Origin of the sequence: Pseudomonas sp. RHF3.3-3 (assembly GCF_048069595.1) — a bacterium.
Lineage (GTDB): Bacteria > Pseudomonadota > Gammaproteobacteria > Pseudomonadales > Pseudomonadaceae > Aquipseudomonas > Aquipseudomonas fuscovaginae_B.
The window spans coordinates 855145-880846 of the sequence record NZ_CP182250.1 but is presented as its reverse complement, the minus strand read 5'-3'; the positions used below and the strand labels follow the sequence as shown (position 1 = coordinate 880846).

28 protein-coding genes are annotated in these 25702 nt (G+C 65.2%); 20 read left to right on the top strand and 8 right to left on the bottom strand.

The features are described from left to right. Nucleotides 1-124: 124 nt before the first annotated feature. The 10 genes from urtB to ureC all read left to right on the top strand — a co-directional run bounded on the left by urtB (nt 125) and on the right by ureC (nt 8711). Nucleotides 125-1630, top strand: a complete 1506-nt coding sequence (urtB, locus tag ACMGT0_RS03915; RefSeq protein ID WP_416771557.1) for an urea ABC transporter permease subunit UrtB — start codon at nt 125-127, stop codon at nt 1628-1630. Beyond that, a complete protein-coding gene (gene urtC / locus ACMGT0_RS03910; protein WP_054062165.1) occupies nt 1630-2709 on the top strand; it encodes an urea ABC transporter permease subunit UrtC in 1080 nt (359 codons plus the stop codon). Before urtB ends, urtC begins: the two co-directional genes overlap by 1 nt. Then, nucleotides 2706-3566 (top strand): urea ABC transporter ATP-binding protein UrtD, encoded by an 861-nt coding sequence (gene urtD, locus ACMGT0_RS03905; RefSeq protein ID WP_054061351.1) that lies wholly within the window; start codon nt 2706-2708, stop codon nt 3564-3566. The genes urtC and urtD overlap by 4 nt, the downstream gene beginning before the upstream one ends. 127 nt (nt 3567-3693) lie before the next feature. Then, nucleotides 3694-4392 carry an urea ABC transporter ATP-binding subunit UrtE gene (gene urtE / locus ACMGT0_RS03900; protein ID WP_054061350.1) on the top strand — a complete coding sequence of 233 codons (699 nt, stop codon included), beginning with the start codon at nt 3694-3696 and terminating at the stop codon, nt 4390-4392. A gap of 30 nt (nt 4393-4422) precedes the next feature. Beyond that, on the top strand, nt 4423-5262 hold the full coding sequence (locus ACMGT0_RS03895; protein WP_054062163.1) for an urease accessory protein UreD: 840 nt from the start codon (nt 4423-4425) through the stop codon (nt 5260-5262). A gap of 52 nt (nt 5263-5314) precedes the next feature. Then, nucleotides 5315-5617, top strand: coding sequence for an urease subunit gamma (gene ureA, locus ACMGT0_RS03890; RefSeq protein WP_003221215.1), 303 nt, complete (start codon nt 5315-5317; stop codon nt 5615-5617). 8 nt (nt 5618-5625) lie between these two features. Further along, nucleotides 5626-6159: a GNAT family N-acetyltransferase gene (locus tag ACMGT0_RS03885; protein ID WP_054062161.1), complete on the top strand. Its 534-nt coding sequence runs from the start codon at nt 5626-5628 to the stop codon at nt 6157-6159. Nucleotides 6160-6163: 4 nt separating this feature from the next. Then, nucleotides 6164-6697, top strand: coding sequence for a GNAT family N-acetyltransferase (locus tag ACMGT0_RS03880; RefSeq protein WP_416771553.1), 534 nt, complete (start codon nt 6164-6166; stop codon nt 6695-6697). Continuing rightward, the gene (locus ACMGT0_RS03875; RefSeq protein WP_054058375.1) at nt 6694-7014 is read left to right on the top strand and encodes an urease subunit beta; all 321 of its coding nucleotides are present in this window, start codon (nt 6694-6696) and stop codon (nt 7012-7014) included. Before ACMGT0_RS03880 ends, ACMGT0_RS03875 begins: the two co-directional genes overlap by 4 nt. Then, complete coding sequence (gene ureC, locus ACMGT0_RS03870) at nt 7011-8711, top strand: urease subunit alpha (RefSeq protein ID WP_416771551.1); 1701 nt, start codon at nt 7011-7013, stop codon at nt 8709-8711. The genes ACMGT0_RS03875 and ureC overlap by 4 nt, the downstream gene beginning before the upstream one ends. A 153-nt stretch (nt 8712-8864) precedes the next feature. On the opposite strand, the gene ACMGT0_RS03865 is transcribed toward ureC, so the two are convergent. Together ACMGT0_RS03865 and ACMGT0_RS03860 are read right to left on the bottom strand one after the other, a co-directional pair. Then, nucleotides 8865-9170, bottom strand: coding sequence for a chaperone modulator CbpM (locus ACMGT0_RS03865; RefSeq protein ID WP_054058377.1), 306 nt, complete (start codon nt 9168-9170; stop codon nt 8865-8867). A 2-nt stretch (nt 9171-9172) separates the two neighbouring features. Next, nucleotides 9173-10120: a DnaJ C-terminal domain-containing protein gene (locus tag ACMGT0_RS03860; RefSeq protein ID WP_054058378.1), complete on the bottom strand. Its 948-nt coding sequence runs from the start codon at nt 10118-10120 to the stop codon at nt 9173-9175. Nucleotides 10121-10402: 282 nt separating this feature from the next. Between ACMGT0_RS03860 and ACMGT0_RS03855 the strand changes: the two genes are divergently transcribed. Then, entirely contained in the window at nt 10403-11668 is a 1266-nt protein-coding gene (locus ACMGT0_RS03855) for an Hsp70 family protein (protein ID WP_416771548.1), read from the top strand. 161 nt (nt 11669-11829) lie between these two features. Here ACMGT0_RS03855 and ACMGT0_RS03850 read toward each other — a convergent pair whose 3' ends face one another. The 3 genes from ACMGT0_RS03850 to ACMGT0_RS03840 form a co-directional block, all read right to left on the bottom strand. Further along, a complete protein-coding gene (locus tag ACMGT0_RS03850; protein WP_054058380.1) occupies nt 11830-12840 on the bottom strand; it encodes an AI-2E family transporter in 1011 nt (336 codons plus the stop codon). A gap of 159 nt (nt 12841-12999) precedes the next feature. After that, nucleotides 13000-13299, bottom strand: coding sequence for a PsiF family protein (locus ACMGT0_RS03845; protein ID WP_054058381.1), 300 nt, complete (start codon nt 13297-13299; stop codon nt 13000-13002). 91 nt (nt 13300-13390) lie between these two features. Continuing rightward, nucleotides 13391-14176 (bottom strand): AraC family transcriptional regulator, encoded by a 786-nt coding sequence (locus tag ACMGT0_RS03840; RefSeq protein ID WP_054058382.1) that lies wholly within the window; start codon nt 14174-14176, stop codon nt 13391-13393. Nucleotides 14177-14276: 100 nt separating this feature from the next. Between ACMGT0_RS03840 and ACMGT0_RS03835 the strand changes: the two genes are divergently transcribed. Continuing rightward, the gene (locus ACMGT0_RS03835) at nt 14277-15167 is read left to right on the top strand and encodes a DMT family transporter (protein ID WP_054058383.1); all 891 of its coding nucleotides are present in this window, start codon (nt 14277-14279) and stop codon (nt 15165-15167) included. Here the strand turns inward: ACMGT0_RS03835 and ACMGT0_RS03830 are convergent. After that, nucleotides 15148-16038, bottom strand: coding sequence for an esterase/lipase family protein (locus ACMGT0_RS03830; protein ID WP_054058384.1), 891 nt, complete (start codon nt 16036-16038; stop codon nt 15148-15150). The two genes, ACMGT0_RS03835 and ACMGT0_RS03830, sit on opposite strands and share 20 nt — an antisense overlap. Nucleotides 16039-16291: 253 nt before the next feature. Here ACMGT0_RS03830 and ACMGT0_RS03825 point away from each other — a divergent pair, with 253 nt between their 5' ends. Then, the gene (locus ACMGT0_RS03825) at nt 16292-16822 is read left to right on the top strand and encodes a ferritin-like domain-containing protein (RefSeq protein WP_054058385.1); all 531 of its coding nucleotides are present in this window, start codon (nt 16292-16294) and stop codon (nt 16820-16822) included. Between the two features lie 119 nt (nt 16823-16941). Here the strand turns inward: ACMGT0_RS03825 and ACMGT0_RS03820 are convergent, their stop codons facing one another. Further along, entirely contained in the window at nt 16942-19011 is a 2070-nt protein-coding gene (locus ACMGT0_RS03820) for an AsmA family protein (RefSeq protein WP_416771544.1), read from the bottom strand. Between the two features lie 361 nt (nt 19012-19372). Between ACMGT0_RS03820 and ACMGT0_RS03815 the strand changes: the two genes are divergently transcribed. The 7 genes from ACMGT0_RS03815 (at nt 19373) to ACMGT0_RS03785 (ending at nt 24849) form a co-directional block, all read left to right on the top strand. Then, on the top strand, nt 19373-19978 hold the full coding sequence (locus ACMGT0_RS03815; protein ID WP_416771542.1) for a hypothetical protein: 606 nt from the start codon (nt 19373-19375) through the stop codon (nt 19976-19978). A gap of 163 nt (nt 19979-20141) precedes the next feature. Next, entirely contained in the window at nt 20142-20774 is a 633-nt protein-coding gene (locus tag ACMGT0_RS03810) for a TetR family transcriptional regulator (protein ID WP_054062156.1), read from the top strand. 291 nt (nt 20775-21065) lie between these two features. After that, nucleotides 21066-21566, top strand: a complete 501-nt coding sequence (gene ureE, locus ACMGT0_RS03805) for an urease accessory protein UreE (protein ID WP_054058389.1) — start codon at nt 21066-21068, stop codon at nt 21564-21566. Beyond that, nucleotides 21563-22237, top strand: coding sequence for an urease accessory protein UreF (locus ACMGT0_RS03800; RefSeq protein WP_054062154.1), 675 nt, complete (start codon nt 21563-21565; stop codon nt 22235-22237). The genes ureE and ACMGT0_RS03800 overlap by 4 nt, the downstream gene beginning before the upstream one ends. 9 nt (nt 22238-22246) lie before the next feature. Then, nucleotides 22247-22861, top strand: a complete 615-nt coding sequence (gene ureG / locus ACMGT0_RS03795) for an urease accessory protein UreG (RefSeq protein WP_054061572.1) — start codon at nt 22247-22249, stop codon at nt 22859-22861. 26 nt (nt 22862-22887) lie between these two features. After that, nucleotides 22888-23460, top strand: coding sequence for a HupE/UreJ family protein (locus tag ACMGT0_RS03790; RefSeq protein WP_416771539.1), 573 nt, complete (start codon nt 22888-22890; stop codon nt 23458-23460). Nucleotides 23461-23715: 255 nt separating this feature from the next. Then, on the top strand, nt 23716-24849 hold the full coding sequence (locus ACMGT0_RS03785; protein ID WP_416771537.1) for an AGE family epimerase/isomerase: 1134 nt from the start codon (nt 23716-23718) through the stop codon (nt 24847-24849). 35 nt (nt 24850-24884) lie between these two features. On the opposite strand, the gene ACMGT0_RS03780 is transcribed toward ACMGT0_RS03785, so the two are convergent. Beyond that, nucleotides 24885-25649: an SDR family oxidoreductase gene (locus tag ACMGT0_RS03780; protein ID WP_054059818.1), complete on the bottom strand. Its 765-nt coding sequence runs from the start codon at nt 25647-25649 to the stop codon at nt 24885-24887. Nucleotides 25650-25702 lie beyond the last annotated feature (53 nt).

The following is a 25702-nucleotide window of genomic DNA, read 5'->3' as shown; positions in this document are numbered from 1 at the left end:
GCTTGTCGCGGCGCCGAACCGCCGCGAAGAACGATGACGCGATGCACCTGACACACCGCGTCGCCCTTACGCTTCGCCGGCAAGCCGGCTCCCACGGTGTACGTGCGTTTTCAAGGACCTCGTTATGCCCACTGCCCTTCGTCGCCTGATCCTCACCGCACTCCTGGCGCTGCCCATGGCCGCTCACGCCAGCGATGCCAGCGACTTCATCGCGGCCAACCCGACCCAACAGGCCAGGCTGCTGGAAAGCTGGGCCGCCCAGCCGGACCCGGCCCGTATCGAGTTGATCGCCAGCCTGCAACAGGGCGAGATCAGCGTCGACGGCGCGCCGGCCCAACCGGTACGCCTGAACAACCGCCTGCGCGGCCTGATCGACACCGCGGTCGCCGCCCAGCAACTGCTCGCCGCCGATGCCAAGGTGCGCCTCGCCGCCGCCCTGCAACTGCAGAAAAGCGCCAAACCGGCACAGCTTCCCTTCCTCGACCGGCAACTGGCCGGGGAAACCAACCCCGACGTGCATACCGCGCTGAGCCTGGCCCTGGCCAACCTGCAACTGGTCGACCCCAACCCCGGCATCCGCCTGGCCGCGGTGCGCCTGCTCGGCGAGAGCGGCGATCCCCTGGCCCGCACCCGCCTCGAAGACCTGCTGCAACCCGGCGTGGAGTCGGATGCCGGCGTGCACACCGCCGCCGAGACCAGCCTGGCCCAGGTCAAGCGCAAGCTGATGGTCGGCGAACTGCTCGGCCAGGCCTTCAGCGGCATGTCCCTGGGCTCGATCCTGCTGCTGGCGGCCCTCGGCCTGGCCATCACCTTCGGCCTGCTCGGGGTGATCAACATGGCCCACGGCGAGATGCTAATGCTCGGTGCCTACGCCACCTACGGCGTGCAACTGCTGTTCCAGCGCCTCATGCCCCAGGCCCTCGACTACTATCCGCTGGTGGCCCTGCCGGTGGCGTTCTTCGTCACCGCCGCCATCGGCATGGCCCTGGAGCGCACGGTGATCCGCCACCTCTACGGCCGGCCACTGGAGACCCTGCTCGCCACCTGGGGCATCAGCCTGATGCTGATCCAGCTGGTGCGCCTGCTGTTCGGCGCGCAGAACGTCGAGGTCGCCAACCCGAGTTGGCTGTCCGGTGGTATCCAGGTCCTGCCCAACCTCGTGCTGCCCTACAGCCGCCTGGTGATCATCGCCTTCGCCCTGTTCGTGGTGGCGCTGACCTGGCTGCTGCTGAACCGCACCCGCCTCGGCCTGAACGTGCGCGCCGTGACCCAGAACCGCAACATGGCCGCCTGCTGCGGCGTGCCCACCGGCCGCGTCGACATGCTCGCCTTCGGCCTCGGCTCGGGGATCGCCGGACTCGGCGGCGTGGCCCTGAGCCAGATCGGCAACGTCGGCCCCGACCTCGGCCAGAGCTACATCATCGACTCGTTCCTGGTGGTGGTGCTCGGCGGCGTCGGCCAGTTGGCCGGCAGCGTCACCGCCGCGTTCGGCCTGGGGATCGCCAACAAGATCCTCGAACCGCAGATCGGCGCGGTACTGGGCAAGATTCTGATCCTCGCGCTGATCATTCTGTTTATCCAGAAACGTCCGCAAGGGCTCTTCGCACTGAAAGGACGGGTGATCGACTGATGAACCAGCCCCTGCTGTTGAGCGCCACCCAAAAGGCCGGCCCACGCCTGACGATCGCCGTCGGCGGCCTGCTCCTGGCCCTGCTGCTGGCCCTGCCGCTGCTCTCGCTGCTGCCGGCGCAGAACCCGCTGCAGGTCTCGGCCTATACCCTGACCCTGGTGGGCAAGATCCTCTGCTACGCCATCGTCGCCCTCGCCCTCGACCTGGTCTGGGGCTATGCCGGGCTGCTGTCCCTGGGCCACGGCCTGTTCTTCGCCCTGGGCGGCTACGCCATGGGCATGTACCTGATGCGCGAAGCCTCCGGCGACCAGTTGCCGGCGTTCATGACCTTCCTGTCGTGGAGCGAACTGCCGTGGTACTGGGTCGGCACCGAACATTTCCTCTGGGCCCTGTGCCTGGTGGTGCTGGCGCCGGGACTGTTGGCGCTGGTGTTCGGTTTCTTCGCCTTCCGCTCGCGGATCAAGGGCGTGTATTTCTCGATCATGACCCAGGCCCTGACCTTCGCCGCGATGCTGCTGTTCTTTCGCAACGAGACCGGTTTCGGCGGCAACAACGGCTTCACCAACTTCCGCAGCATCCTCGGCTTCGGCATCACCGAGCCGGGCACCCGCGCCGCGCTGTTCCTGGCCACCGTGCTGCTGTTGCTGGCCAGCCTGTACAGCGGCTGGCGGCTGGCGCGCAGCAAGTTCGGCCGGGTGCTGACCGCCCTGCGCGACGCGGAGAACCGGCTGATGTTCTGCGGCTACGACCCACGCGGCTTCAAGCTGTTCGTCTGGGTCCTGAGCGCGGTGCTGTGCGGCCTGGCCGGGGCGCTGTACGTGCCCCAGGTGGGGATCATCAACCCCAGCGAAATGTCGCCGACCAACTCCATCGAGGCTGCCGTCTGGGTCGCCCTCGGCGGCCGCGGCACGCTGGTCGGCCCGCTGCTCGGCGCCGGCCTGGTCAATGGCATGAAGAGCTGGTTCACCGTGGCCTTCCCGGAATACTGGCTGTTCTTCCTCGGCGCACTGTTCATCGTCGTCACCCTGTACCTGCCCAAGGGCGTGATCGGCCTGCTGAAGAAAAGGGGCGAAGCATGAGAATCACACCGACCGCCGAGTTCATGCTCGAGCCCGTATTCGACGCCAACCGCGATGCCGGCACCGGCCGCGACGCCATCGGCCTCGGCCAGGCCGCCGGCAAGGGGCTCGATACCCGCCATGGAACCATCCTGACCCTGGAGGGCATCAGTGTCAGCTTCGATGGTTTCAAGGCGCTGAACGACCTCAACCTGTACATCGGCGTCGGCGAGCTGCGCTGCATCATCGGCCCCAACGGGGCCGGCAAGACCACCCTGATGGACGTGATCACCGGCAAGACCCGGCCCGGCCAGGGCAAGGCCTGGTTCGGCGAAACCCTGGACCTGACGCAGATGAGCGAAGTGCAGATCGCCCAGGCCGGGATCGGCCGCAAGTTCCAGAAACCCACGGTGTTCGAAGCCCTGAGCGTGTTCGAAAACCTCGAGCTGGCGCAAAAGACCGACAAGTCGGTGTGGGCCAGCCTGCGCGCACGGCTGACGGGCGAGCAGAAGGACCGCATCGCCGAGGTACTGGAGACCATCCGCCTGACGGCCTCGGTCAATCGCCCGGCGGGGCTGTTGTCCCACGGCCAGAAGCAGTTCCTGGAGATCGGCATGCTGCTGATGCAGGACCCGCAATTGCTGCTGCTCGACGAACCGGTGGCCGGCATGACCGACGCCGAGACCGAGTTCACCGCCGAGCTGTTCAAGAGCCTGGCCGGCAAGCACTCGCTGATGGTGGTGGAACACGACATGGGCTTCGTCGGCGCGATCGCCGATCACGTGACCGTGTTGCACCAGGGCAGTGTGCTGGCCGAAGGCTCGCTGGCCCAGGTGCAGGAAAACGAGCGCGTCATCGAGGTCTACCTCGGCCGCTGAAACGACGCGCCCCCTGTAGGAGCCGGGCTTGCCCGCGAAGGCGTCCTGACGATCGCTAAAAGCTTCGCGGGCAAGCCACGCTCCTACAAGGGGCGATGCAAGACAAGACAGAGTGGGGAAACTGAGCATGCTGCAAGTCGACAAGCTGCACCAATACTACGGCGGTAGCCACATCCTGCGCGGCCTGTCGTTCGATGTGAAAGTCGGTGAGATCACCTGCCTGCTCGGGCGCAACGGCGTGGGCAAGACCACCCTGCTCAAGTGCCTGATGGGCCTGCTGCCCACCCGCGAAGGCAGCGTCAACTGGGAGGGCAGCGCCATCACCGGCTTCAAGCCGCACCAGCGGGTGCACGCCGGGATCGCCTATGTGCCCCAGGGCCGGGAGATCTTCGGCCGGCTGACCGTCGAGGAAAACCTGCTGATGGGCCTGTCGCGCTTTCCCGCCTCGCAGGCCCGGGAAGTCCCCGCGTTCATCTACGAGCTGTTCCCGGTCCTGCAGCAGATGAAGCATCGGCGCGGTGGCGACCTCTCCGGCGGCCAGCAGCAACAGCTGGCGATCGGCCGGGCGCTGGCCAGTCGTCCGCGGCTGCTGATCCTCGATGAACCGACCGAGGGCATCCAGCCTTCGGTCATCAAGGAAATCGGTGCGGTGATCCGCAAACTGGCGGCCCGTGGCGACATGGCGATCCTGCTGGTGGAACAGTTCTACGACTTCGCCGCCGAGCTGGCCGACCAGTACCTGGTGATGTCCCGGGGCGAGATCATCCAGCAGGGCCGCGGAGAAAATATGGAAGCCGAGGGTGTACGCGGGTTGGTTACGATCTAACCTGTAGCGTCCGGACAATAATCGATCATCATGACCTCATCTGCCACCAACGCCCTGTTCACGCCCAGCTGGCACGCCGAGCTGGAGCTGGGTTACGCCCGCTTCGGCGACACCACACGGCCGGTCCGCCGCCGTCACCTGGGCCCGCTGCGGGTACAGAAACACCTGTATGCCGAAGGCCCCGAAGTCTGCCAGCACATCATCGTTCATCCGCCCGGGGGGATCGCCGGCGGCGACCGGCTGGACATCAGCGCCCACGTCGAACGCGACGCCTGGGCACAGTTGACCAGCCCCGGCGCGGCCAAGTGGTATCGCGCCAGCGGGCCCGCCCACCAGAGCATCAGGCTCCGGGTCGGCGCTGGCGCCACCCTGGAATGGCTGCCCCAGGAAACCATCGTGTTCAGCGCGGCCCAGGCCGAGCTCGACACCCGGATCGAGCTGGAAGGCGATGCCCGGCTGTTCTACTGGGACATGGTTGCCCTCGGCCGCCCGGCCAGCGGCGAACGCTTCGACCTCGGCCACTTCCAGTCCCACCTGGACATCCGCCGCGACGGGCGGCCGCTCTGGCACGAACGCCAGCGCATTCTCGGCAGCGACGGTCTGCTGGACTCGCCGATCGGGCTCGACGGCCAACCGGTCTTCGCCACCCTGCTGGTCACCGGTGACATCGACAGCGAACTGCTCGAACGCTGCCGCCACCTGCCGACACCGGTGCGCGGCGACCTCAGCCAACTGCCCGGCCTGCTGGTGGCCCGCTGCCTGGCCGGGCAGGCGCTGCATGCGCGGGCCTGGCTGATCGAGCTGTGGAGGCTGCTACGGCCGACGCTGCTGGGCCGCGAGGCCGTGCCGCCGAGGATCTGGAATACATGAACTGCCCCTACGACTTGCGTTTTTCAACTGCCTGCCAACGGATCTGTGAACCATGGACCTGACTCCCCGCGAAAAAGACAAACTGCTGATTTTCACCGCCGGCCTGGTCGCCGAACGACGCCTGGCCCGCGGGGTGAAACTCAATTATCCGGAAGCCATGGCCTACATCTCGGCCGCGCTGCTCGAAGGCGCCCGCGACGGCCAGACCGTGGCCGAACTGATGCACTACGGCACCACACTGCTCAGCCGCGAACAGGTGATGGAAGGCATCCCGGAGATGATCCCGGAGATCCAGGTCGAAGCGACTTTCCCCGACGGTACCAAGCTGGTCACCGTCCACCAGCCGATCGTCTGAGGCCGCCCATGTCCTACGTCATCCGCGATGCCCTGCATGCCGACCTGCCGGCCATTCGCGACATCTACAACGACGCGGTGCTCAACACCACGGCGATCTGGAACGAGCAACCGGTGGACCTCGGCAACCGCCAGGCCTGGTTCAGCGCCCGCCAGGCCCAGGCCTATCCGATCCTGGTGATCGTCGACAGTACCGACAGCGTGCTCGGCTACGCTTCCTTCGGTGACTGGCGGCCCTTCGAGGGCTTCCGCCACACCGTCGAACACTCGGTGTACGTGCGCAACGACCAGCGCGGCAACGGCCTGGGACCCAGGCTGATGACGGCGCTGATCGAACGCGCCCGTCATGGCGGCAAGCACATCATGGTCGCCGCCATCGAGAGTGGTAACAGCGCCTCCATTCGCCTGCATGAACGCCTGGGTTTCGTCACCACCGGGCAGATGCCCCAGGTGGGGGTGAAGTTCGGCCGCTGGCTGGACCTGACCTTCATGCAACTGTGCCTGAACCCGGGCGCCCTGCCGCCCGCCATCGCCAAGGAGTAAGCCGATGAACGCTGCCCAGCTGCGTCGCGTGACCCACGAAAGCTTTGCGCATTACCGCCAGGGGCTGATCGAATTGTTGCTCGATGCCGTGGAGTACGGTGCCTCCGTAGGCTTCATGGCCGATCTCGATGCACGCCAGGCGCGTGCCTATTTCGACGGTGTGCAGGCGGCCCTGGACAACGGCGGCCTGCTGCTCTGGGTGGTGGTGCGCAACGAGCAGGTGCTGGCCAGCGTGCAACTGCAGTTGTGCCAGAAGCCCAACGGGCAGAACCGTGCCGAAGTGCAGAAACTGCTGGTGCGGGGCGAGGCCCGTCGCCATGGTCTCGGCCAGCAGTTGATGCAGGCCGTGGAGCAGGCGGCCCGCGAACAGCGGCGCGGCCTGTTGTACCTCGACACCCAGGCCGGCTCCGATGCCGAAGCCTTCTACCGCGCCCTCGGCTACACCCGGGTGGGCGAACTGCCGGATTACTGCACCACACCGGACGGCCGGCATCACCCGACCGCCATTTACTTCAAGACTCTGGGACGACCCGAATGATTCCTGGTGAATATCAGATCCAGCCTGGCGACATCGAGCTCAATGCCGGTCGCCGGACCGTCAGCCTGAGCGTGGCCAACAGCGGCGACCGACCGATCCAGGTCGGCTCCCACTACCACTTCTTCGAAACCAACGACGCCCTGAGCTTCGACCGCGCCGCCAGCCGCGGCATGCGCCTGAACATCCCGGCCGGCACCGCGGTGCGCTTCGAGCCGGGGCAAAGCCGCGAGGTCGAACTGGTGGAACTGGCCGGGCTGCGCCGCGTGTTCGGCTTTGCCGGCCGGGTCATGGGCAATCTGGACAAGGAACCGACATGAAGATTTCCCGACAAGCCTACGCCGACATGTTCGGCCCCACCGTCGGCGACAAGGTCCGCCTGGCGGACACCGAGCTGTGGATCGAAGTGGAGAAGGACTTCACCACCTACGGTGAGGAAGTGAAGTTCGGCGGCGGCAAGGTGATCCGCGACGGCATGGGCCAGGGCCAACTGCTCGCCGCCGAGGTGGTCGACACCCTGATCACCAACGCCCTGATCATCGACCACTGGGGCATCGTCAAGGCCGACGTCGGCCTCAAGGACGGACGCATCGCCGCCATCGGCAAGGCCGGCAACCCGGATATCCAGCCCGACGTGACCATCGCCGTCGGCGCCAGTACCGAAGTGATCGCCGGCGAGGGCATGATCCTCACCGCCGGCGGTATCGACACCCACATCCACTTCATCTGCCCGCAGCAGATCGAAGAGGCGCTGATGAGCGGCGTCACCACCATGATCGGCGGCGGCACCGGGCCGGCCACCGGCAGCAACGCCACCACCTGCACCTCCGGGCCCTGGCACCTGGCACGCATGCTCCAGGCCGCCGACGCCTTCCCGATGAACATCGGCCTGACCGGCAAGGGCAACGCCAGCCTGCCGGAACCGCTGGTCGAACAGGTCAAGGCCGGTGCCATCGGCCTCAAGCTCCACGAGGACTGGGGCACCACCCCGGCGTCGATCGACAATTGCCTGGGCGTGGCCGACCAGTACGACGTGCAGGTGGCGATCCATACCGACACCCTCAACGAGTCCGGTTTCGTCGAAACCACCCTGGGCGCGTTCAAGGGCCGCACCATCCACACCTATCACACCGAGGGTGCCGGTGGCGGCCATGCGCCGGACATCATCAAGGCCTGCGGCTTCGCCAACGTCCTGCCGAGTTCGACCAACCCGACCCGGCCGTTCACCCGCAACACCATCGACGAGCACCTGGACATGCTGATGGTCTGCCACCACCTCGACCCCAGCATCGCCGAGGACGTGGCCTTCGCCGAGAGCCGCATCCGTCGCGAGACCATCGCCGCCGAGGACATCCTGCACGACCTCGGCGCGTTCTCGATGATCAGTTCGGACAGCCAGGCCATGGGCCGGGTCGGCGAAGTGATCACCCGCACCTGGCAGACCGCCGACAAGATGAAGAAACAGCGCGGGCCGCTGCCGGGCGACGGTGAAGGCAACAGCAACTTCCGGGTCAAGCGCTACATCGCCAAGTACACCATCAACCCGGCGATCACCCATGGCATCAGCCATGAGGTCGGTTCCATCGAAGTGGGCAAGTGGGCCGACCTGGTGCTCTGGCGCCCGGCCTTCTTCGGCATCAAGCCGACGCTGATCCTCAAGGGCGGCGCGATCGCCGCCAGCCTGATGGGCGATGCCAACGCCTCGATCCCGACGCCTCAGCCGGTGCACTACCGGCCGATGTTCGCCAGCTTCGGCGGCTCGCGGCATGCCACCAGCCTGACCTTCATCAGCCAGGCGGCGCTGGAAGCGGGGCTGCCCGAGAAGCTCGGGTTGAAGAAGCGGATCGCCGTGGTCAAGGGCTGTCGCGACGTGCAGAAGACCGACCTGATCCACAACGACTATCTGCCGCAGATCGAGGTCGACCCGCAGACCTACCAGGTCAAGGCCGATGGCGTGCTGCTGTGGTGCGAGCCGGCGCAGGTGCTGCCGATGGCGCAGCGCTACTTCCTCTTCTGATACGAGGCCGCTGGGCAAGGCTCCGCGTTAGCGGGGCCTGTTCGTGGATAACCGTGTCAGCGTCGTTCGCAGGGTCCATGCACGGCGCGAGCACTTGTGGGGCCGGACTCAGCCGCGAACAAGCGGGCGGGCCGGCCACCGCCCCCACGAGACTCAGTCGGGGACGAAACGCTGCAACCGCTGGCGCAGCATCTGGTTCTCCGCGCGCAATTGCCGGACTTCGCCCAACAGCTCCAGGGCCAGGGCGACGCCCTGCCACTCCAGTTCCAGATCCTGGCGCAGCTTCGCCGCACGCCGGGCAATCGGCAGTTCATGGTCGAGAAAACGCCAGGCGTCCGGTGAGCGGCCCTGAGGTTCGAGGATGCCGTGTTCGACGATTTCGATCACACAGGCGACCGGCAGGTCGGACGCCTCGCAGAAGGCTTGCATATCCAGTTGAACGCTCAGGGCAGGACTCATGATCAACTACTCCATTGTTCTCTCGGGTCGAATGCGGCCTTCTTCGCCAGTTCCTGCCACAACGCCTTCACCGCGTCGTCGCTGTGCCTGGGCATGACCGCCTTGAGTTGCACGAACAGATAGCCGCGTTGCCCGGCCTTGTTCAGCAGGCCATGGCCCTTGGCCCGCATGCGCTGGCCGTTCTGGCTGCCGGCGGGCACCTTCAGATTGATTTTACCCGTCAGGGTCGGTACCGCCACTTCGGTCCCCAGCGCCAACTCCCACGGTGCCAGCGGCAACGTGATGATCAGGTTCTCACCTTCGACATCGAATTTGGGGTGAGGTGCGAAACGGATGGTCAGGTACAGATCGCCATTGGCCCCGCCGCCGACACCCGGTGCGCCCTGGCCCTTGAGGCGGATGCGTTCGCCGTCGGTCACCCCGGCCGGAATCTTCACGTTCAGGCTCTTGCTGGTGTTGCTCACATGCTGGCCGGCCGCGTTGTACTGAGGCACCTGGAAGGTGACCTTCTTCGACTCGTTCGACAGGCTCTCTTCCAGGAAGATCGGTAATTCCATTTCCACGTCTTGTCCTCGCCGGCCGGCGCTGCGACCTGATTGTCCGCCACCAAATCCGGCGCCGCGCGAGCCGAAGATCGAACTGAAGAAGTCCGAGAAGTCACCGCCGCCGCCAAACCCACCGTTGCCGCCACGCCCCTGCCAGCCAGGCGGGCCCTGGAACGGCTGGCCGTGCTGGCCGTATTTGCGCAGTTCATCGTACTCGGCGCGCTTGTCGGCGCTTTTCAGCGCTTCGTAGGCTTCCGAGGCGTCCTTGAACTTGGCCTCGGCGTCCTTTTCCTTGCTGACATCCGGGTGGTACTTGCGCGCCAGCTTGCGGTACGCGGCCTTGATCGCCTTGTCATCCGCCGTCGGCTCGACACCCAGGATCTTGTAGTAGTCTTTGAAGTCCATCTAGGGATCACCCTGCATTATCGATATCGCGCCGCTCGGCAGGACACAGCATGCGCCTTCGCGATCTCAAGGCTGTGACTGGGCGGGGCGTCAGAAGTTTATCGGCCGTGCCGGCGATTTCTTGTCATCGCCGATACACAACACGAACCAGTGACAGCAAGTTTGGGTGCAATGGCGCACCTTTCAAGTCATCCATGCACGATTGAGTGGATAACCGGCCTTCGATTCCGCGCTCGACTGGCATACACTGCGCGGCCGTTTTTTCACCGGAACTCGAAAGACATGAAAGACGCCTCTGCGGCCCGTGCCTGCGGCATCGACTTCGGCACGTCCAACTCCACTGTCGGCTGGCTGCGCCCCGGCATGGAAACGCTGATCGCACTGGAGGACGACAAGATCACCCTGCCTTCGGTGGTCTTCTTCAATATCGAGGAACGCCGCCCGGTCTACGGCCGGCTGGCCCTGCACGAGTATCTGGAAGGTTACGAAGGCCGCCTGATGCGCTCGCTCAAGAGCCTGCTGGGCTCCAAGCTGATCAAGCACGACACCAGCGTGCTGGGCACCGCCCTGCCGTTCAAGGACCTGCTCGGGATGTTCATCGGTCAGTTGAAGGGCCGCCTGGAAGCGACCGCCGGTCGGGAGTTCGAGCAGGTGGTGCTGGGCCGCCCGGTGTTTTTCGTCGATGACGACCCGGTTGCCGATCAGGAAGCCGAAGACACCCTGGTGGAAGTGGCGAAGAAGATCGGCTTCAAGGAGGTGTCCTTCCAGTACGAACCGATTGCCGCGGCCTTCGACTACGAGTCGAGCATCGAGCGCGAGGAACTGGTGCTGATCGTCGACATCGGCGGCGGTACCTCGGACTTCTCGCTGGTGCGCCTGTCGCCGCAGCGTCGTGGCCTGGACGACCGCCACGAGGACATCCTCGCCACCGGCGGCGTGCACGTCGGCGGTACCGACTTCGACAAGCAGTTGAGCCTGCAGGGCGTGATGCCGCTGTTCGGCTACGGCAGCCGGATGAAGAGCGGCGCCTACATGCCCACCAGCCACCACATGAACCTGGCGACCTGGCACACCATCAACTCGGTGTACTCGCAGAAATCCCAGTTGGCCCTGGGCAGCATGCGCTACGACATCGAGGACACCGTGGGCATCGACCGCCTGTTCAAGCTGATCGAACAGCGCGCCGGACACTGGCTGGCGATGGAAGTCGAGGAAACCAAGATCCAGCTGACCCACGCCGAGAACCGGCATGTGCCACTGGACCGCATCGAGGCCGGCCTGAGCGTCGACCTGAGCCGCTCGCTGTTCGAGTCGTCGATCGATAACCTGCTGGAACGGATTCGCCAGAGCGTCACGCAGATCCTCGGCACCGCCGGTGTAGCGGTCGAGCAGGTCGACACGGTGTTCTTCACCGGCGGTTCAAGCGGCATCCCGGCGCTGCGCCAAAGCGTCGCGGCCATGCTGCCGAACGCCCGGCACGTCGAAGGGAACATCTTCGGCAGCATCGGCAGCGGCCTGGCGATCGACGCGCAGAAGCGCTACGGCTGATCCTGCGCCCGCGGATCAGGAACACGAACCCAACGAACTGCGACACCTTGTAGGAGCAAGGCTTGCCTGCGAAAGCGATGCCGGAATCGTCAAATGCTTCGCGGGCAAGCCGGGTCGCCGCGGCGCCAGCGCCTACAAGTCCTGCAGCACGACTGCGCCAGTCAGACCAGCTCCGCCCGCTTCAACTCGCTCTTGAGGTACGCGTAGTAGATCGGCCCCGCCACCACCCCGGGCAGGCCGAACGCCGCCTCGAACACCAGCATCGCCATCAGCAGTTCCCAGGACTTGGCACTGATCTGCCCGCCGACGATCCGCGCGTTGAGGAAGTATTCCAGCTTGTGGATGAAGATCAGGTAACCCAGCGCCGCCGCCGCGACCCAGATCGACAGCGACAGGGCGACGATGGTGATCAGGGTGTTGGACATCAGGTTGCCGATGACCGGCAGCAGCCCCAGCAGGAAGGTCAGCACGATCAGCGTCTTGGTCAGCGGCAGCTTGATCCCGCACAGCGGCAGGATCACCGCGAGGAACACGGCGGTGAACGCGGTATTGAGCGCCGAGATCTTGATCTGGGCGAAGACGATATTGCGAAACGCCTGCACCAGCAGGCGCAGACGGTCGAACAACGCCGCCGCCAGCGGTTTGCGCTGGCTGGCATCGGGCACATGCTGCAGCGCGACGATCGCCCCCAGCACCATGCCGATCAGCAACGTCACGAACATGTGCGCCGCATCCTTGCCCACCAGTTGCAACTCGCTCAGGTGACGCTTGAGCCATTCCCCGATAGCCACCTGGAATTCCGCCGCGCTGGCCGGCAGGTAGGCATCGATGAACGGTGGCAACTGTCCGCGGGCCTTGTCCACCACCTGCATGAACTTGCCCAGGGAAGCGCCGGGATTTTCCGCCTCGTGCAGCAGGAAACTGATGGCCCCGGCAAAGATCAGCGCCAGCACGCTGACGATCAGGGTACCCAGCAGCACGACCGCCAGCCAGCGCGCGCGGCGCCCGGCAATCAGGTGTTCGAGCTTGGGCGTAAGCATGTTCACCAGTTCGAACACCAGCAGGCCGGCCAACAGGCTCGGCAGCAGCCGCAGCGGCAGGACCAGCAGCAGGCTGCCGCAGACGATGATCAAACTGGCCAAGACTACATAACGCTGGGGAAACGCCGACATACAGCCTCAAAACGTAAAGAGAGCCAAGGGATGGGCAGTCTGCCAGCGTTCATGTGACAGAACCAGGGGGACGTACACGCGACGATACAAAGTCCCCCGCGACCCAACTCGACCGCCGAAGACCTCCAACTGCCACCGTGGAGGTCCTGCCGGCCCGGGCTACTTCTTCAGGCAGGTGCTCATGAAGGTCTTGCGCTCGTCGCCCTTGAGCGCCTTGGCGGTGGCGTCGGCATTGCAGGTCTTCATCTTGTCCTGCTGGGTCATCGCCTTGGCCGGTTGGGCCTTGAGGCAGTTGCTCATGAAGGCCTTGCGTTCATCGCCCTTGAGGGCCTTGGTGGTGGCTTCGGCATTGCAGGTTTTCATCTTGTCCTGCTGGGCCTGTTGGGCAGCAGTGGCGGCAAAGCCCTGGGAGCACAGCAACAGGCCAGCCAGCAACAAAGGAATACGCAGCATGTTCATGGAGTTTTCTCCTGGTTGCCGCACCGATGGGCACGGCTCCCGAAGAAGTGTAGACAAACCCTGTTACACCTCCAGCGGCCAGCCCCCCTGCTCAAGGCAGCCGTGACTGGCGTCGGTACTGCTCCGGTGTACAGCCGGCCTGGCGCTGGAACATGGCAATGAAGGCCGAAGCGGTGCTGTAGCCCATGTCGAAGGCGATCTCCTGGACGCTGCGACCGCCTTCCAGGGCCTGAACCGAACAGACGAACCGCAGGCGCTGGCGCCACTCGCCAAAACTCACCCCCAGCTCACGCACGAACAGGCGCGCCAGGGTCCGCTCGCTGACATGCAGGCCGGCCGCCCACTGCGCCAGCGAGCGGTTGTCCGCCGGGTCGTCCTGCAATCCTTCGAGCACGCTGAGCAGGCCCGGGTCGTCGGAGTACGGCAGGTAGGAGCTGTGGACCTTGGCCAGGTGCAGCTGGTCCACCAGCACCTGGGCCAGGCGGATATCGGCAGGATCACAGGGGATCTTCACGTCGCGCCGGGCGAAATCGCCGAGGATCGCCTTGAGGATGTCGCTGATGGCCAGGGTGCTCGCCACCTCGGGCATGCCACGGCAGTGCTCCTCGGCCACATAGACCGAGCGGTAGACGATTGCCTGGGTGTTGTAGGCACTGTGCTCGGTGCCGGGCGGGATCCACAGGGCATAGCGCGATGGCGACATGAAGCGCCGGCCGGCCACTTCGTAATGGATGACGCCATGGGACACGTAGTCCAGCGAGCCCCAGCGATGGCGGTGGCTGGCCGCATGACTGCCAGGGCCGAATTCGGCATAGCGAAAATACACCGGTGCCGGCAAATCAGGGAAAGAAGGGATCTCGATGGGGATCTTGCGCATGCTGTCCGGATTCCGACGCCGATTGACCGGATTGAAGTATAAGTCTTGATTCGGACAAACGGATAATTCGCCTCATCCTGTCCTTGCGGTCTCAACTCCCATGCAATACGCGTTTCCCCTGCTGGCCATCTTCATCTGGGCCGGCAACACCGTCGTCAACAAAATGGCCGTCGGGGCGATCTTCCCGGCGGAAATCGGCTTTTACCGCTGGCTGCTGGCGGCCCTGCTGTTCACCCCCTTCCTGCTGCGCCCGGTCATCGCCAACCGCGCGGCGATCCGCCCGCACCTGGGCAGGATCGTCGCCCTCGGCGTGCTCGGCATGGTCGCCTACCAGAGCCTGGCCTACTACGCAGCGACCCTGACCACGGCGACCAACATGGGCATCATCCTGTCGCTGATGCCGTTGATGTCGCTGGCCCTGGCAATCGTCAGCCTCGGCCAGCGCCTGACCGCCGGCGCACTGTCCGGCGCGGTGCTGTCCTTCATCGGGGTGCTGGTGGTGGTCTCGGCGGGCGACCTCGCCTCGTTGCTGACCCATGGCCTGAACCTGGGCGACGCCATGATGCTCGGCGCGACCCTGGCCTATGCGGTCTACAGCACCCTGCTGAAAAAGTGGCAGTTGCGCCTGCCACCGTTGCAGTTGCTCTACCTGCAGATTCTGGTGGCGGTGGTCGCGCTGTTGCCGCTTTACCTGCTGTCGCCCAAGGTCGGCCCGAACCTGCACAACGCCGGCCTGGTGCTGTACGCCTGCCTGCTGGCCTCGATGCTCGCACCGCTGCTGTGGATGAAGGCGGTGGCCCGGCTGGGCCCGAGCCGCACGGTACTGTTCTTCAACCTGCTGCCGCTGCTCACCGCGCTGATCGCCGCCGGGGTCCTGCGTGAACAACTGGCGCTGTATCACCTGCTGGGCGGCGCCATGACGCTGGGCGGGGTGATCCTCTCCGAGCGCTGGACCACGGCGCTGCGCCAGGTCAAAGCCCGGCAGCCTTGAGCCGCCGGGCATGCTCGACGAACAGCCGGATCGGCTCGGCGCCCTTGCCCACCAGGCCCAGTGACTGGTTGACGATATCGAAGTGATCGAGGGGATAGTCGTCGCCGATGACCGTCCCCAGGTGCGAACTGTAGCGTCCGACCATGCCATCGCACTGCCCGGCCTCGCGGATGAAGGTCCTGGCGAACAGCCGGCAGCTGCGGTGGGTGCCGTCGAACAGATTGCGCCCACGATCGGTGATGCCCGGCTGCAGGATCCCGGCCCAGGAGTAGTAATGCACGCCATCGACCCGTTCCGCGCCCTGCCCACCCCAGCTGTCCGGCAGCCCCTGGGGGTACTGGCGATTGAACAGGGCGACACCTTCGCTGGTCAGCGAGTGATGCGAGGCGTTCAGATCCATGGGCAACGCCGGGCCGCGACAGCCGGTTTCCAGCCAACCCATCAGCCGTGCGACGGCGCAGAGCACGAAGGTCAGCAGGCGCCCACGGGCACTGCTCGGCGGGTAGTGACGCAGGAAGTGATCCGCCAGTTCCGAGCCATGATTGGGCCCGGCTACCGAGGTCACCGAGGCCACCCAATCCGGCCGCTTGGCCGCCGCATACCGCGCGGTCAGCGCGCCCTGGCTGTGACCGATCAGGTTGACCTTTTCCGCCCCTGTCTCGCGGCGGATCTGCTCGATCCGCGACAGCAGTTGTTCGCCCCGCACCTCATTGGAGTGCAGCGGCGAAACCCGGACCGGGAACACCGTTGCGCCGCCCGCGCGCAAGGCCGGGGTGATGCCATACCAGTAGGGAAACCACAGCAACCGGACGAACCCGAGCATGCCCGGTACCAGCACCAGCGGATAACGCGTGGCGAGTTCTTGCGACATCAGTGAGCATCCATGACAGGTTACGAATGAGAGCCTAGTGGCCCGGAGTCGGGTATGCGAATCCGCCACACAAGCCACGAGGCCTGGGACGAAAGCATCGGCATGGAAGATGACAACACGGCAACATCCCGCGCTCGGCCACCCTTTACGTAACAATCGGATAAAACTTTTTCGCTCTCGCGCCACTCACACCCAGGGTAGCGATCTCGCCAACAGAGCGAGGCGCCCCAACCGGATCAGTCAGGAGATCGAGATGAGCGACATGCATTTGTCCGATGTAACCACCCTGCGTGAACGTGCGCGCAAGAATGTCGAGAACGGCGCGGTCACCGAAGGCTACGGGGCCGACCGCAGCGAAATCCTGCGGCTGCTCAACGAATCGCTGGCCACCGAGCTGGTCTGCACCCTGCGCTACAAGCGCCACTACTTCATGGCCACCGGGCTCAAGGCCAGTGTCGCTGCCGACGAGTTCCTCGAGCACGCCAACCAGGAAATGGCCCACGCCGACCGGCTGGCCGAGCGCATCGTGCAACTGGGCGGCGAGCCGGAGTTCAACCCGGACCTGCTGTCCCAGCAGTCCCATGCCCAGTACGTGGCCGGCAAGACCCTCAAGGAAATGGTCTACGAGGACCTGGTGGCCGAACGGATCGCGGTGGACAGCTACCGCGAGATCATCCAGTTCATCGGCGACCAGGACCCGACCACGCGGCGGATCTTCGAGGACATCCTCGCCCAGGAGGAAGAACATGCCGATGACATGGCGGACATCCTGCAGGATCTGTAGAGCACTGCCCGGCCCCCTGTAGGAGCGTGGCTTGCCCGCGAATAGGCCCTCAAGGCCGCTAAAAGTTTCGCGGGCAAGCCCTGCTCCTACAGGTAACCTGTGCAATCCTCGCTACAAAATCAGTTCCTGACTGTCCGCGGCGCCTTGCCCGACTTCATCTGCTCCAGCAACGGCGCGCACTGGTTCGGCACATCGCCACCCGGGGCCACCAGCGCCAGCAACCCGGTCGCCGGCCCGGCGATCACGCCCAGGGCAACCATGCCGGCACCGCGCAGCAACAGCGGCACCGCCTGCACACCGGCATCCGGCTTGATGAACTTGCCACGCACGTACAACGGCGAGCGCAGGGACAGCAGCCGGAAACCCTTGGACTCGGGGCTGATCTTCAGATCCAGCTGTTCGCTGGCAAAGTTGGCCGTGCCGTCGACGTAGATGATCGCGTTCTCGGTGTCGAAGACGAACAACCGGGTGGTCGCCAGGCCGCTCTTGATGCCGAGGTCGGCCGCCGCGCAGTTGATCTTCACCTCCTTGTCGCCAAAGATCTTGCCCACCACGTAGTTACCGACGTTGAGCCCGGCGATCTCCATCAGGCCACGGCTGATGGCGCCATCGTTGACCAGCATCTTCAAGTCGCCATTGGAGGTGCCCAACAGACGCGCCACCGAGTTGCCGGTGCCGCTGATATCGGCATCGCCATTGAGCTCGCCGAAGCTGGTCTTCATCGGCTCGAAGGTGGGGAACAACTGCTTGAGCTTGAAGTTGCGCGCGGTCAGCTTCGCCCGCCCCTGCATCGGCGTGGCGCGGCCATTGAGGCGGATCTGTGCGTCGAGCTTGCCGCCCGCCACGCCGAAACGCAGGGGCTCCAGGCTCAGCTCGCCATCGTTGAGCACCAGGTGGGTGTAGAGGTCGGTGAACGGCAGCTCGGCGCTGTGGACGATGCGCTTGCCGGTGAATTCCACATCGGCGTCCATGTCGCGCCAGCGCTCGGTGCGGAACTCCTCGACCGGCAGGACCTTGTCCGCCGGCTGCTTGCTTTCACCGCCACGAGCCTTCTGCCTGGCATTGGAGTCCGCGCCGATCAATGGCGCCAGGTCGGTCATCAGCAACTGGTTGGAGACCAGCACGCCGGTGAGTTTCGGCCGAGGCTGGCTGGCGGCGTAGGACAGGTCTCCATGGATATCGCTGGTACCGATTTTGCCGTTGAACTGCTCATACTGGAAGGTCGCCCCGGTCGGCTCATGCAGCCTGGCGATCAGGTGGCCGTCGGTCTCGTAGGCCGGCGAGTCCGGCAGGGTCACCCCGATCAGCGGGTAGAGATTGCCCAGGCTGTTGCCGGCCAGCTTCAGGCGCAGGTCCAGGGCTCCCAGGTTGCGCGGATCGGTCAGGGTGCCGGCCACGGCGATCCGGGTGTCGGCGATCTTCACATCGGCCTGCACCGGGAACGGCCTGGCCGCGTCCTGCAACGCCAGCAGGCCGCCGACCTTGCCGGTCCCGGCGAGATTCTGGCCATGGTACTGGCCCTTGACCTTCAGCGCGAACGCATAGTCCTGTGGCGCCGAGCCCTTTTCCAGGGCCTTTTTCGCCGCGCTGTCGCCGACGATATCGCTGAACGGAATCGGCTTGCCCAGCGGGTCGATCAACAGGTCGAGCTGAGTCTTGAGGCTCTTGTCGTCCAGGGTGACATGCCCCTTGTCGAAGCCGATGGCGCCGATGTCCACCGTCCAGGCGGACGGCGGCTCGTCGGGATCCTTGGGATCGAACTGGAACGTCCAGTTGGCGCGGCCATCGGCCAGCCGTTCGAGACTGGCATTCGGCTCGGTCAGGTCGATCCGCGGAATCACCACCTTCCGGACCAATAATGGCAACGGCGCAAGGCGCAGTTCGACACGCTTGAGGCTGACCATCTGCGGATTTTTCGACCAGTCCGGATTGCCCAGTGTCAGGTCCTCGGCGATCACGTGGGGCCAGGGCAGCCAGGCGCGCCAACCGCCTTCGTCGGGCTCACGCTGCCAACGCACCGACAGGCCGCCATTGATGGCGAACGGGCGATGAAGGATTTCGGAAACCTTGGCATTGACCGGCGGCTTGATCCGGTTCCAATCGAAGAACGCGATGATCGCCACCAGCACCGCCAGCAGCAGGACCAGGCAGGCACCGGTCCAGAGAAAGATTTTTCGAGTGCGCGTCATTGCACGAGGCTCCTGATAACGGCTGAACGTCCAAAAAGCGACGCGATATACCTTTACGACTGACAAAACCCGGGCAAGGTTTAATGGAAAAAGCCCTCGGCCAGGAAAATCGAAGCGGGCCGAAGCTGACCGATCCATCAGCTTTTCGTTCCCCGGCATGCCCTCGGATGAAGCAGGACTGGGTAGAAAATACCCAGTACGGAGCAGGGGTAACACGCTGTAAGGCCCGATCTAGAGCCATCGCCCGGAACAATCAATTCCGTTGATTATTAACATTGTCCTTATGAACTTTTATATCGATTTTGCAAGGGTAACATTAGCTCCGTACCCACTTTATCGCCCTCCAACGGAGCAAACGATCATGAAACGCCAATTACTTCTCAGCCTTACCCTTGCCGTCCTGACTGCCAACGCCTATGCCTTGCCAGCCCGTGAACAGGCCGCCCCACAAGCTCAGGCCAGCCACGCCACCGTCAGCCAGTCGCTGAACACCCTGGCCTCGGATGGTTCCGAACGCACCCCACAAGGTCAGACCCTTGCCGAAGGCGGCAGCGATCGTACCCCACTGGGTCAAACCCTGGCAGAAAACGGCAGCGACCGTACCCCTCTGGGCCAAACCCTGGCAGAAAACGGTAGCGACCGTACTCCACTGGGCCAGACCCTGGCAGAAAACGGCAGCGACCGTACTCCTCTGGGCCAGACCCTGGCAGAAAACGGCAGCGACCGTACCCCTCTGGGCCAGACCCTGGCAGAAGGCGGTAGCGACCGTACCCCATTGGGTCAGACCCTGGCAGAAAATGGTAGCGACCGCACCCCACTGGGTCAGACCCTGGCAGAAAACGGCAGCGACCGCACACCTCTGGGCCAGACGCTCGCCGAAGGTGGGAATGATCGCCTGAAGGACAAAGGCCTGATCACCGAAGGCGGTGCCGATCGCCTGGCCGAACGTCATCAAGCCTTGAGCTGAGGCCATGATGGCCTGGAGCGAAGCCCGATCCACCGGATCGGGCTTCGACATTTCTGCAACCCCGATTTCCTGCTTCCTACCCTCTCTCCCGCTCCACGTTCGACGCCGGCAAAGCTGATTTGCTAGAGTGCGCCGCTCCTGTCTTTCAGAAAACGTCCCGTCGATGCTGCCTCGTGCCGAACAGAAACAACAGACCCGTCATGCCCTGATGGACGCAGCACGCCATCTGATGGAGGGTGGGCGTGGCTTTGGCAGCCTGAGCCTGCGTGAAGTGGCGAAGACCGCGGGTATCGTGCCGACCGGTTTCTACCGGCATTTCGACGACATGGACCAGCTCGGCCTGGCACTGGTCAGCGAAGTGGGCCAGACCTTCCGCGAAACCATCCGCCTGGTTCGCCACAACGAGTTCGTCATGGGCGGCATCATCGACGCCTCGGTGCGGATCTTTCTCGACGTCGTGGCGCAGAACCGCTCGCAGTTTCTGTTTCTCGCCCGCGAACAGTACGGCGGCTCCTCACCGGTGCGCCAGGCCATCGCCCGCCTGCGCGAGAACATCAGCTCGGACCTGGCCGTCGACCTGGCCCTGATGCCCAAGCTGCAGCACCTGAACACCGACGGGCTGGAGGTGATGGCCGACCTGATCGTCAAGAGCGTGTTCGCCACCCTGCCGGAAATCACCGACCCGCCACAGGAGCCGCTGCCCGACTACCTGGCGCCGCAGGCGAAGATCACCCAGCAGTTGCGCTTCATCTTCATCGGGCTGAAACACTGGCAGGGGCTCGGCAGCACCGAGTGAACCCGCCCCACCCCACCGCATGGGAAGCGCGTAGGAGCCGGGCTTGCCCGCGAAGCTTTTCAACGCCCTGAGCGAACGAAACGCCCTTTACCACCTCCCCTGCCGGGCGCCCCTCAAACGCACCGAAAACGCGCAGAAAAACAGACCGCGCACCATCTTGAAACATCCAGAAACATCACTACGCTCCTTTTTCAGGCGCGCGGCGCTTTCTGACAGGGATTTCCCAGGTTTCGTCCGACTGGCAAGCCCTTTGCTCTAGCTCAGGCATTGCTCATTGCTGGAAGCCCCAAGATGCTGGTGATTCATCGCAGAATCGAACCCCAATCCGCCTGGAGCGCCGAACTGCACCTGAACTTCGAGGCGCGTAGCAAAAGCCGCCTGCGCTGTTTCAGTGCCACCGGTGAAGACGTGGGATTGTTCCTGGAGCGTGGTCAGCCGCCTCTGTACGACGGCGAATTCCTGCAAGCCGAGGACGGCCGTATCGTCCGCGTCTGCGCCCGTCCCGAACAGCTGCTGCATGTCACCTGCGCCAATGCCTTCGAACTGACCCGCGCCGCCTATCACCTGGGCAATCGCCATGTCGCGCTGCAAGTCGGCGACGGCTGGCTGCGGCTGCTCGACGACTATGTGCTCAAGGCCATGCTCGAACAGTTGGGCGCCCACGCCGAAACCATCGAGGCCCCCTTCCAGCCGGAACACGGTGCCTACGGCGGTGGCCATCATCATTCCCGGCATGGCGACGAAGACTTCAACTACCCGCCACGCCTGCACCAGTTCGGTGTGCGCACATGAATCCGGCCTGGGCGCTGCTGCGCCTGGCCAGCCCGCAACTGCCGATCGGTGGCTACAGCTACTCCCAGGGCCTGGAAATGGCCGTGGAGCAGGCCCGGGTGCATGACCCGGCCAGCGCCCGCCGCTGGATCGGCGACCAGCTGCTGCTCAATCTCGCCCGCTTCGAGGCGCCACGGCTGCTGGCCCACTGCACTGCAGCGGCGCAGGCCGACTGGCCGCGCCTGGCACAGTTGGCCGAAGAACACCGCGCCAGCCGCGAGACCCGCGAGCTATATCTGGAAAGCCGGCAGATGGGCTATTCGCTGCAGCAACTGCTCGATGGCCTTCCCGACCTTGATGCCCCCGCACGGGACTTCCTCGCCCGCCAGACCGAACCGCACCTGGCCCTCGGCTGGGCGCTGGCCGCCCGCGCCTGGCGGATCAGCCCCGAGGATGCCCTGGCCGCCTGGCTCTGGAGCTGGCTGGAAAACCAGTTGGCGGTACTGATGAAGACCCTGCCGCTCGGCCAGCAGGCCGCCCAGCGCCTGACCAGCGAACTGCTGCCCCTGCTGCAGCAGGCGCAGCAGGTGGCCAGCGAACAAGATCCGCAACACATCGGCAGCGCCGCCTTCGGCCTGTCACTGGCGTGCATGGCCCACGAGCGCCAGTACAGCCGCCTGTTTCGTTCCTAGGAGAGCAAGATGAACGCACAACCCCTGCGCGTCGGTATCGGCGGTCCCGTCGGCTCCGGCAAGACCGCCCTGACCCTGGCCCTGTGCCTGGCCCTGCGCGAGCGCTACAACCTGGCAGTGGTCACCAACGATATCTACACCCGCGAGGACGCCGACTTCCTGGTGCGCAACCAGGCATTGGCGCCGGAACGGATCATCGGCGTGGAAACCGGTGGCTGCCCGCACACCGCGATTCGCGAGGATGCCTCGATCAACCTCGAGGCCGTGGACCAGTTGAACCGGCGTTTCCCGGGCCTGGACCTGATCCTGGTGGAGTCGGGTGGCGACAACCTGTCGGCGACCTTCAGCCCGGAGCTCTCCGACCTGACCATTTACGTGATCGACGTCTCGGCCGGCGACAAGCTGCCGCGCAAGGGCGGGCCGGGTATCTGCAAATCCGACTTGCTGGTGATCAACAAGATCGACCTCGCCCCGCTGGTGGGCGCCTCGCTGGAAATGATGGACGGCGACACCCGGCGCATGCGCGGCGACAAGCCGTTCGTGTTCAGCAACCAGAAAACCGGGCAGGGCCTGGACGACATCATCGCCTTCATCGAACGCCAGGGCCTGCTGACCGCGGCCTGACCATTCAACCCACCAGGAATTTGCCCATGAGTCTGAAGAAACTCCTCAGTGCCCTCACCCTGCTGCTGGCTCCGGCCATGGCCTTCGCCCACCCTGGCCATGGCGACAGCGGCCTGGTCGCGGGCATCAGCCACCCGATCGGCGGCCTCGATCATCTGCTGGCCATGCTTGCGGTCGGCCTGTGGGCCGCGCAGCAGCAGGGCAGCGCGCGCTGGGCCCTGCCCTGCACCTTCGTCGGCACCATGCTGGTCGGTGGCCTGCTCGGTTTCGCCGGCCTGGAACTGCCGGCCCTGGAAAGCGGGATTGCCGCCTCGGTGCTGGCGCTGGGCCTGGCCGTAGCGCTGGCGGTACGCCCCCCGGTGAGCCTGGCGATCGTCGCGACGGCGCTGTTCGCGCTGTTCCACGGTGTGGCCCATGGCCTGGAACTGCCGGAAATGTCCAGCCCCTGGGCGTATGCCGCCGGTTTCGTGCTGGCAACGGCGGCCCTGCATGGCCTGGGCTATGGGCTGGTGCGGATCTTGCCGCAGGCAGCGGCGCCGTTGGTACGACTGGCTGGCGCGGCGTCGGCGGCGACCGGGGTCTGGTTGCTGGCCGGTTGAGCCCTGCGCTGCCCTGGCAGGCCCGTTCGCGGGCAAGCCCGGCTTCTGCAGGAGCTGTGTCGAACGCATCCCGGCGGCACAGCATGACCTTGTAGGAGCCTGGCTTGCCCGCAAATGGGCCTGCCCCCCTCTCGGCTTACCTCCCCTTGCCTGCCCAGACCAGGTACTGCCTACCTCGGAAAAGCCACTGATCTGACACGACGACAAGTCGCCTGCTACCATGTTGCGCACACTCCTGCCCGACGACTCCTGCCGATGCCTGATGTTTCCAGCTCTGCCGCCGCCCCCGAATCGAAGAGCCTGTTCACCACCGTGCAACAGCACTTGCGCCAGGTAATCATCCCCCTGTGGCAAGGCCCCGGCTGGAATGCCGAGCTGGCGCTGCCGTATGAGGCGCTGGACGCCGAGCACCGCCCGCTGCCGCCACAACGCTATCGCGCCATGGCCTGCGCCCGGCAGCTGTACCTGTTCTCCAGCCTGATCGGCGATGCCGCCTTCCCCGGCGCGGGCACTCGCGCCGCCGCCCTGTTCCGCTCGCTGCAGCGGCATTTCCATGATGCCGAGCACGGTGGCTGGTTCTACAGCATCGACCCACAGGGCGCCCCGCTGGACACCCGCAAGGACCTCTATACCCACGCCTTCATCCTGTTCGCCTGCGCTCATTACTGGGCCAAGGTCCGCGAACCGCTGGTGGAGTCGGTACTCGATGCCGCACTGGAAGTGATTGCCGTACGCTTCGCCACCGGTGACGGCCTCTACGAGGCGGACCTGACCCGCGACTGGTCGTCGCTCGGCAGCGGACCGTTGCAGAACCCCCTGATGCACCTGACCGAAGCCTTCCTGGCCACCCTTGCGGCACGCGAGGATGCCCGCGTACAGGCCGACATGCTGACGCTGGTCGCGGCCCTGCAGAAACGCTTCGTCGATCGCCAGCACGGGGTGATTCTGGAAAAGCCGCTGGGCACTGTGGATAACTGGTTCGAGCCGGGTCATCAGTTCGAGTGGATGTTCCTGCTCGAATCCTCGGCCGTGCTGCGTGACAGCGCCCTGCACCAGTCCCTGCAACGGGGTTTCGCCTATGCCGAGCAGACCGGTGTCGACCCGCGCAGCGGAGCCGTCAGCGCGATGCTGGCCATCGATGGGACACTGCGCGACGCGACCCAGCGGATCTGGGCGCAGGCCGAATACCTGCGGGCGCTGACCCTGCGTGTGGATAACTCGGCGCGCCTGCAGCGCCAGCTCCGGGCCCTGCACGCACAGTTCATGCACCCGGGCGGCTGGCATGAATGCCTGGATGCACAGGGTGTGGTCAGCCGCGCGGACATGCCGTCGACCACGCCCTATCATCTGGCGACCTGCCTGTACGGCCTGGCCGACCATCTGGGCTGATCACCCGCAAGCCGGCTCCCACGATCACCTGGGTTTCAGGCCTTGTCGCGCTCGATGGCGAACCCGGCCCAGGTCTGGCTCACCGGCATCAGTTCCAGGCTGTTGATGTTGACGTGAGCCGGTGTGTTGAGCACCCAGAAGATGGTCTCGGCGATGTCCTGCGGCTGGATCGGCTCGGCGCCGGCGTAGGTGGCGTCGTAGCGCGCCTGGTCACCGCCGAAACGCACCAGCGAGAACTCGCTTTCACACAGCCCCGGCTCGATGTTGGTCACCCGCACGCCCGTGCCCTGCAGGTCGCAACGCAGGTTCAGGGAGAACTGTTTGACGAACGCCTTGCTCGCGCCATACACGTGGCTGCCCGGGTACGGGTACTTGCCGGCGATCGAACCGAGGTTGACGATGCTGGCGCCACGGCCATGAGCGATCAGCCGCGGCAGCAGCAGGCGGGTGCTGTACATCAGGCCCTTGATGTTGGTGTCGACCATGGTGTCCCAGTCGTCCAGGTCGCACTTGGGCGCGGGGTCGACGCCCAGGGCCAGGCCGGCGTTGTTGATCAGCCCACGTAGTTTGGCGAAGCTCGGCGGCAGGTTGGCGATGGCCTCTTCCATGGCCTTGCGGTCACGCACGTCGAGCACCAGGCCATGCACTTCGGTCTGCTGGGAAAGCTCGGCGCACAGGGCATTCAGACGCTCTTCGCGACGCCCGGTCAGCACCAGTTTCCAGCCGGCCTCGGCAAAACGACGGGCACACGCCTCGCCAAAACCGGAAGTGGCGCCCGTGATAAACAGCGTGGATGTCATCGTGTTCTCCTAGCTAAACGCGGTTACAGCCTGAAATAAGGTCGTTCGCCGCC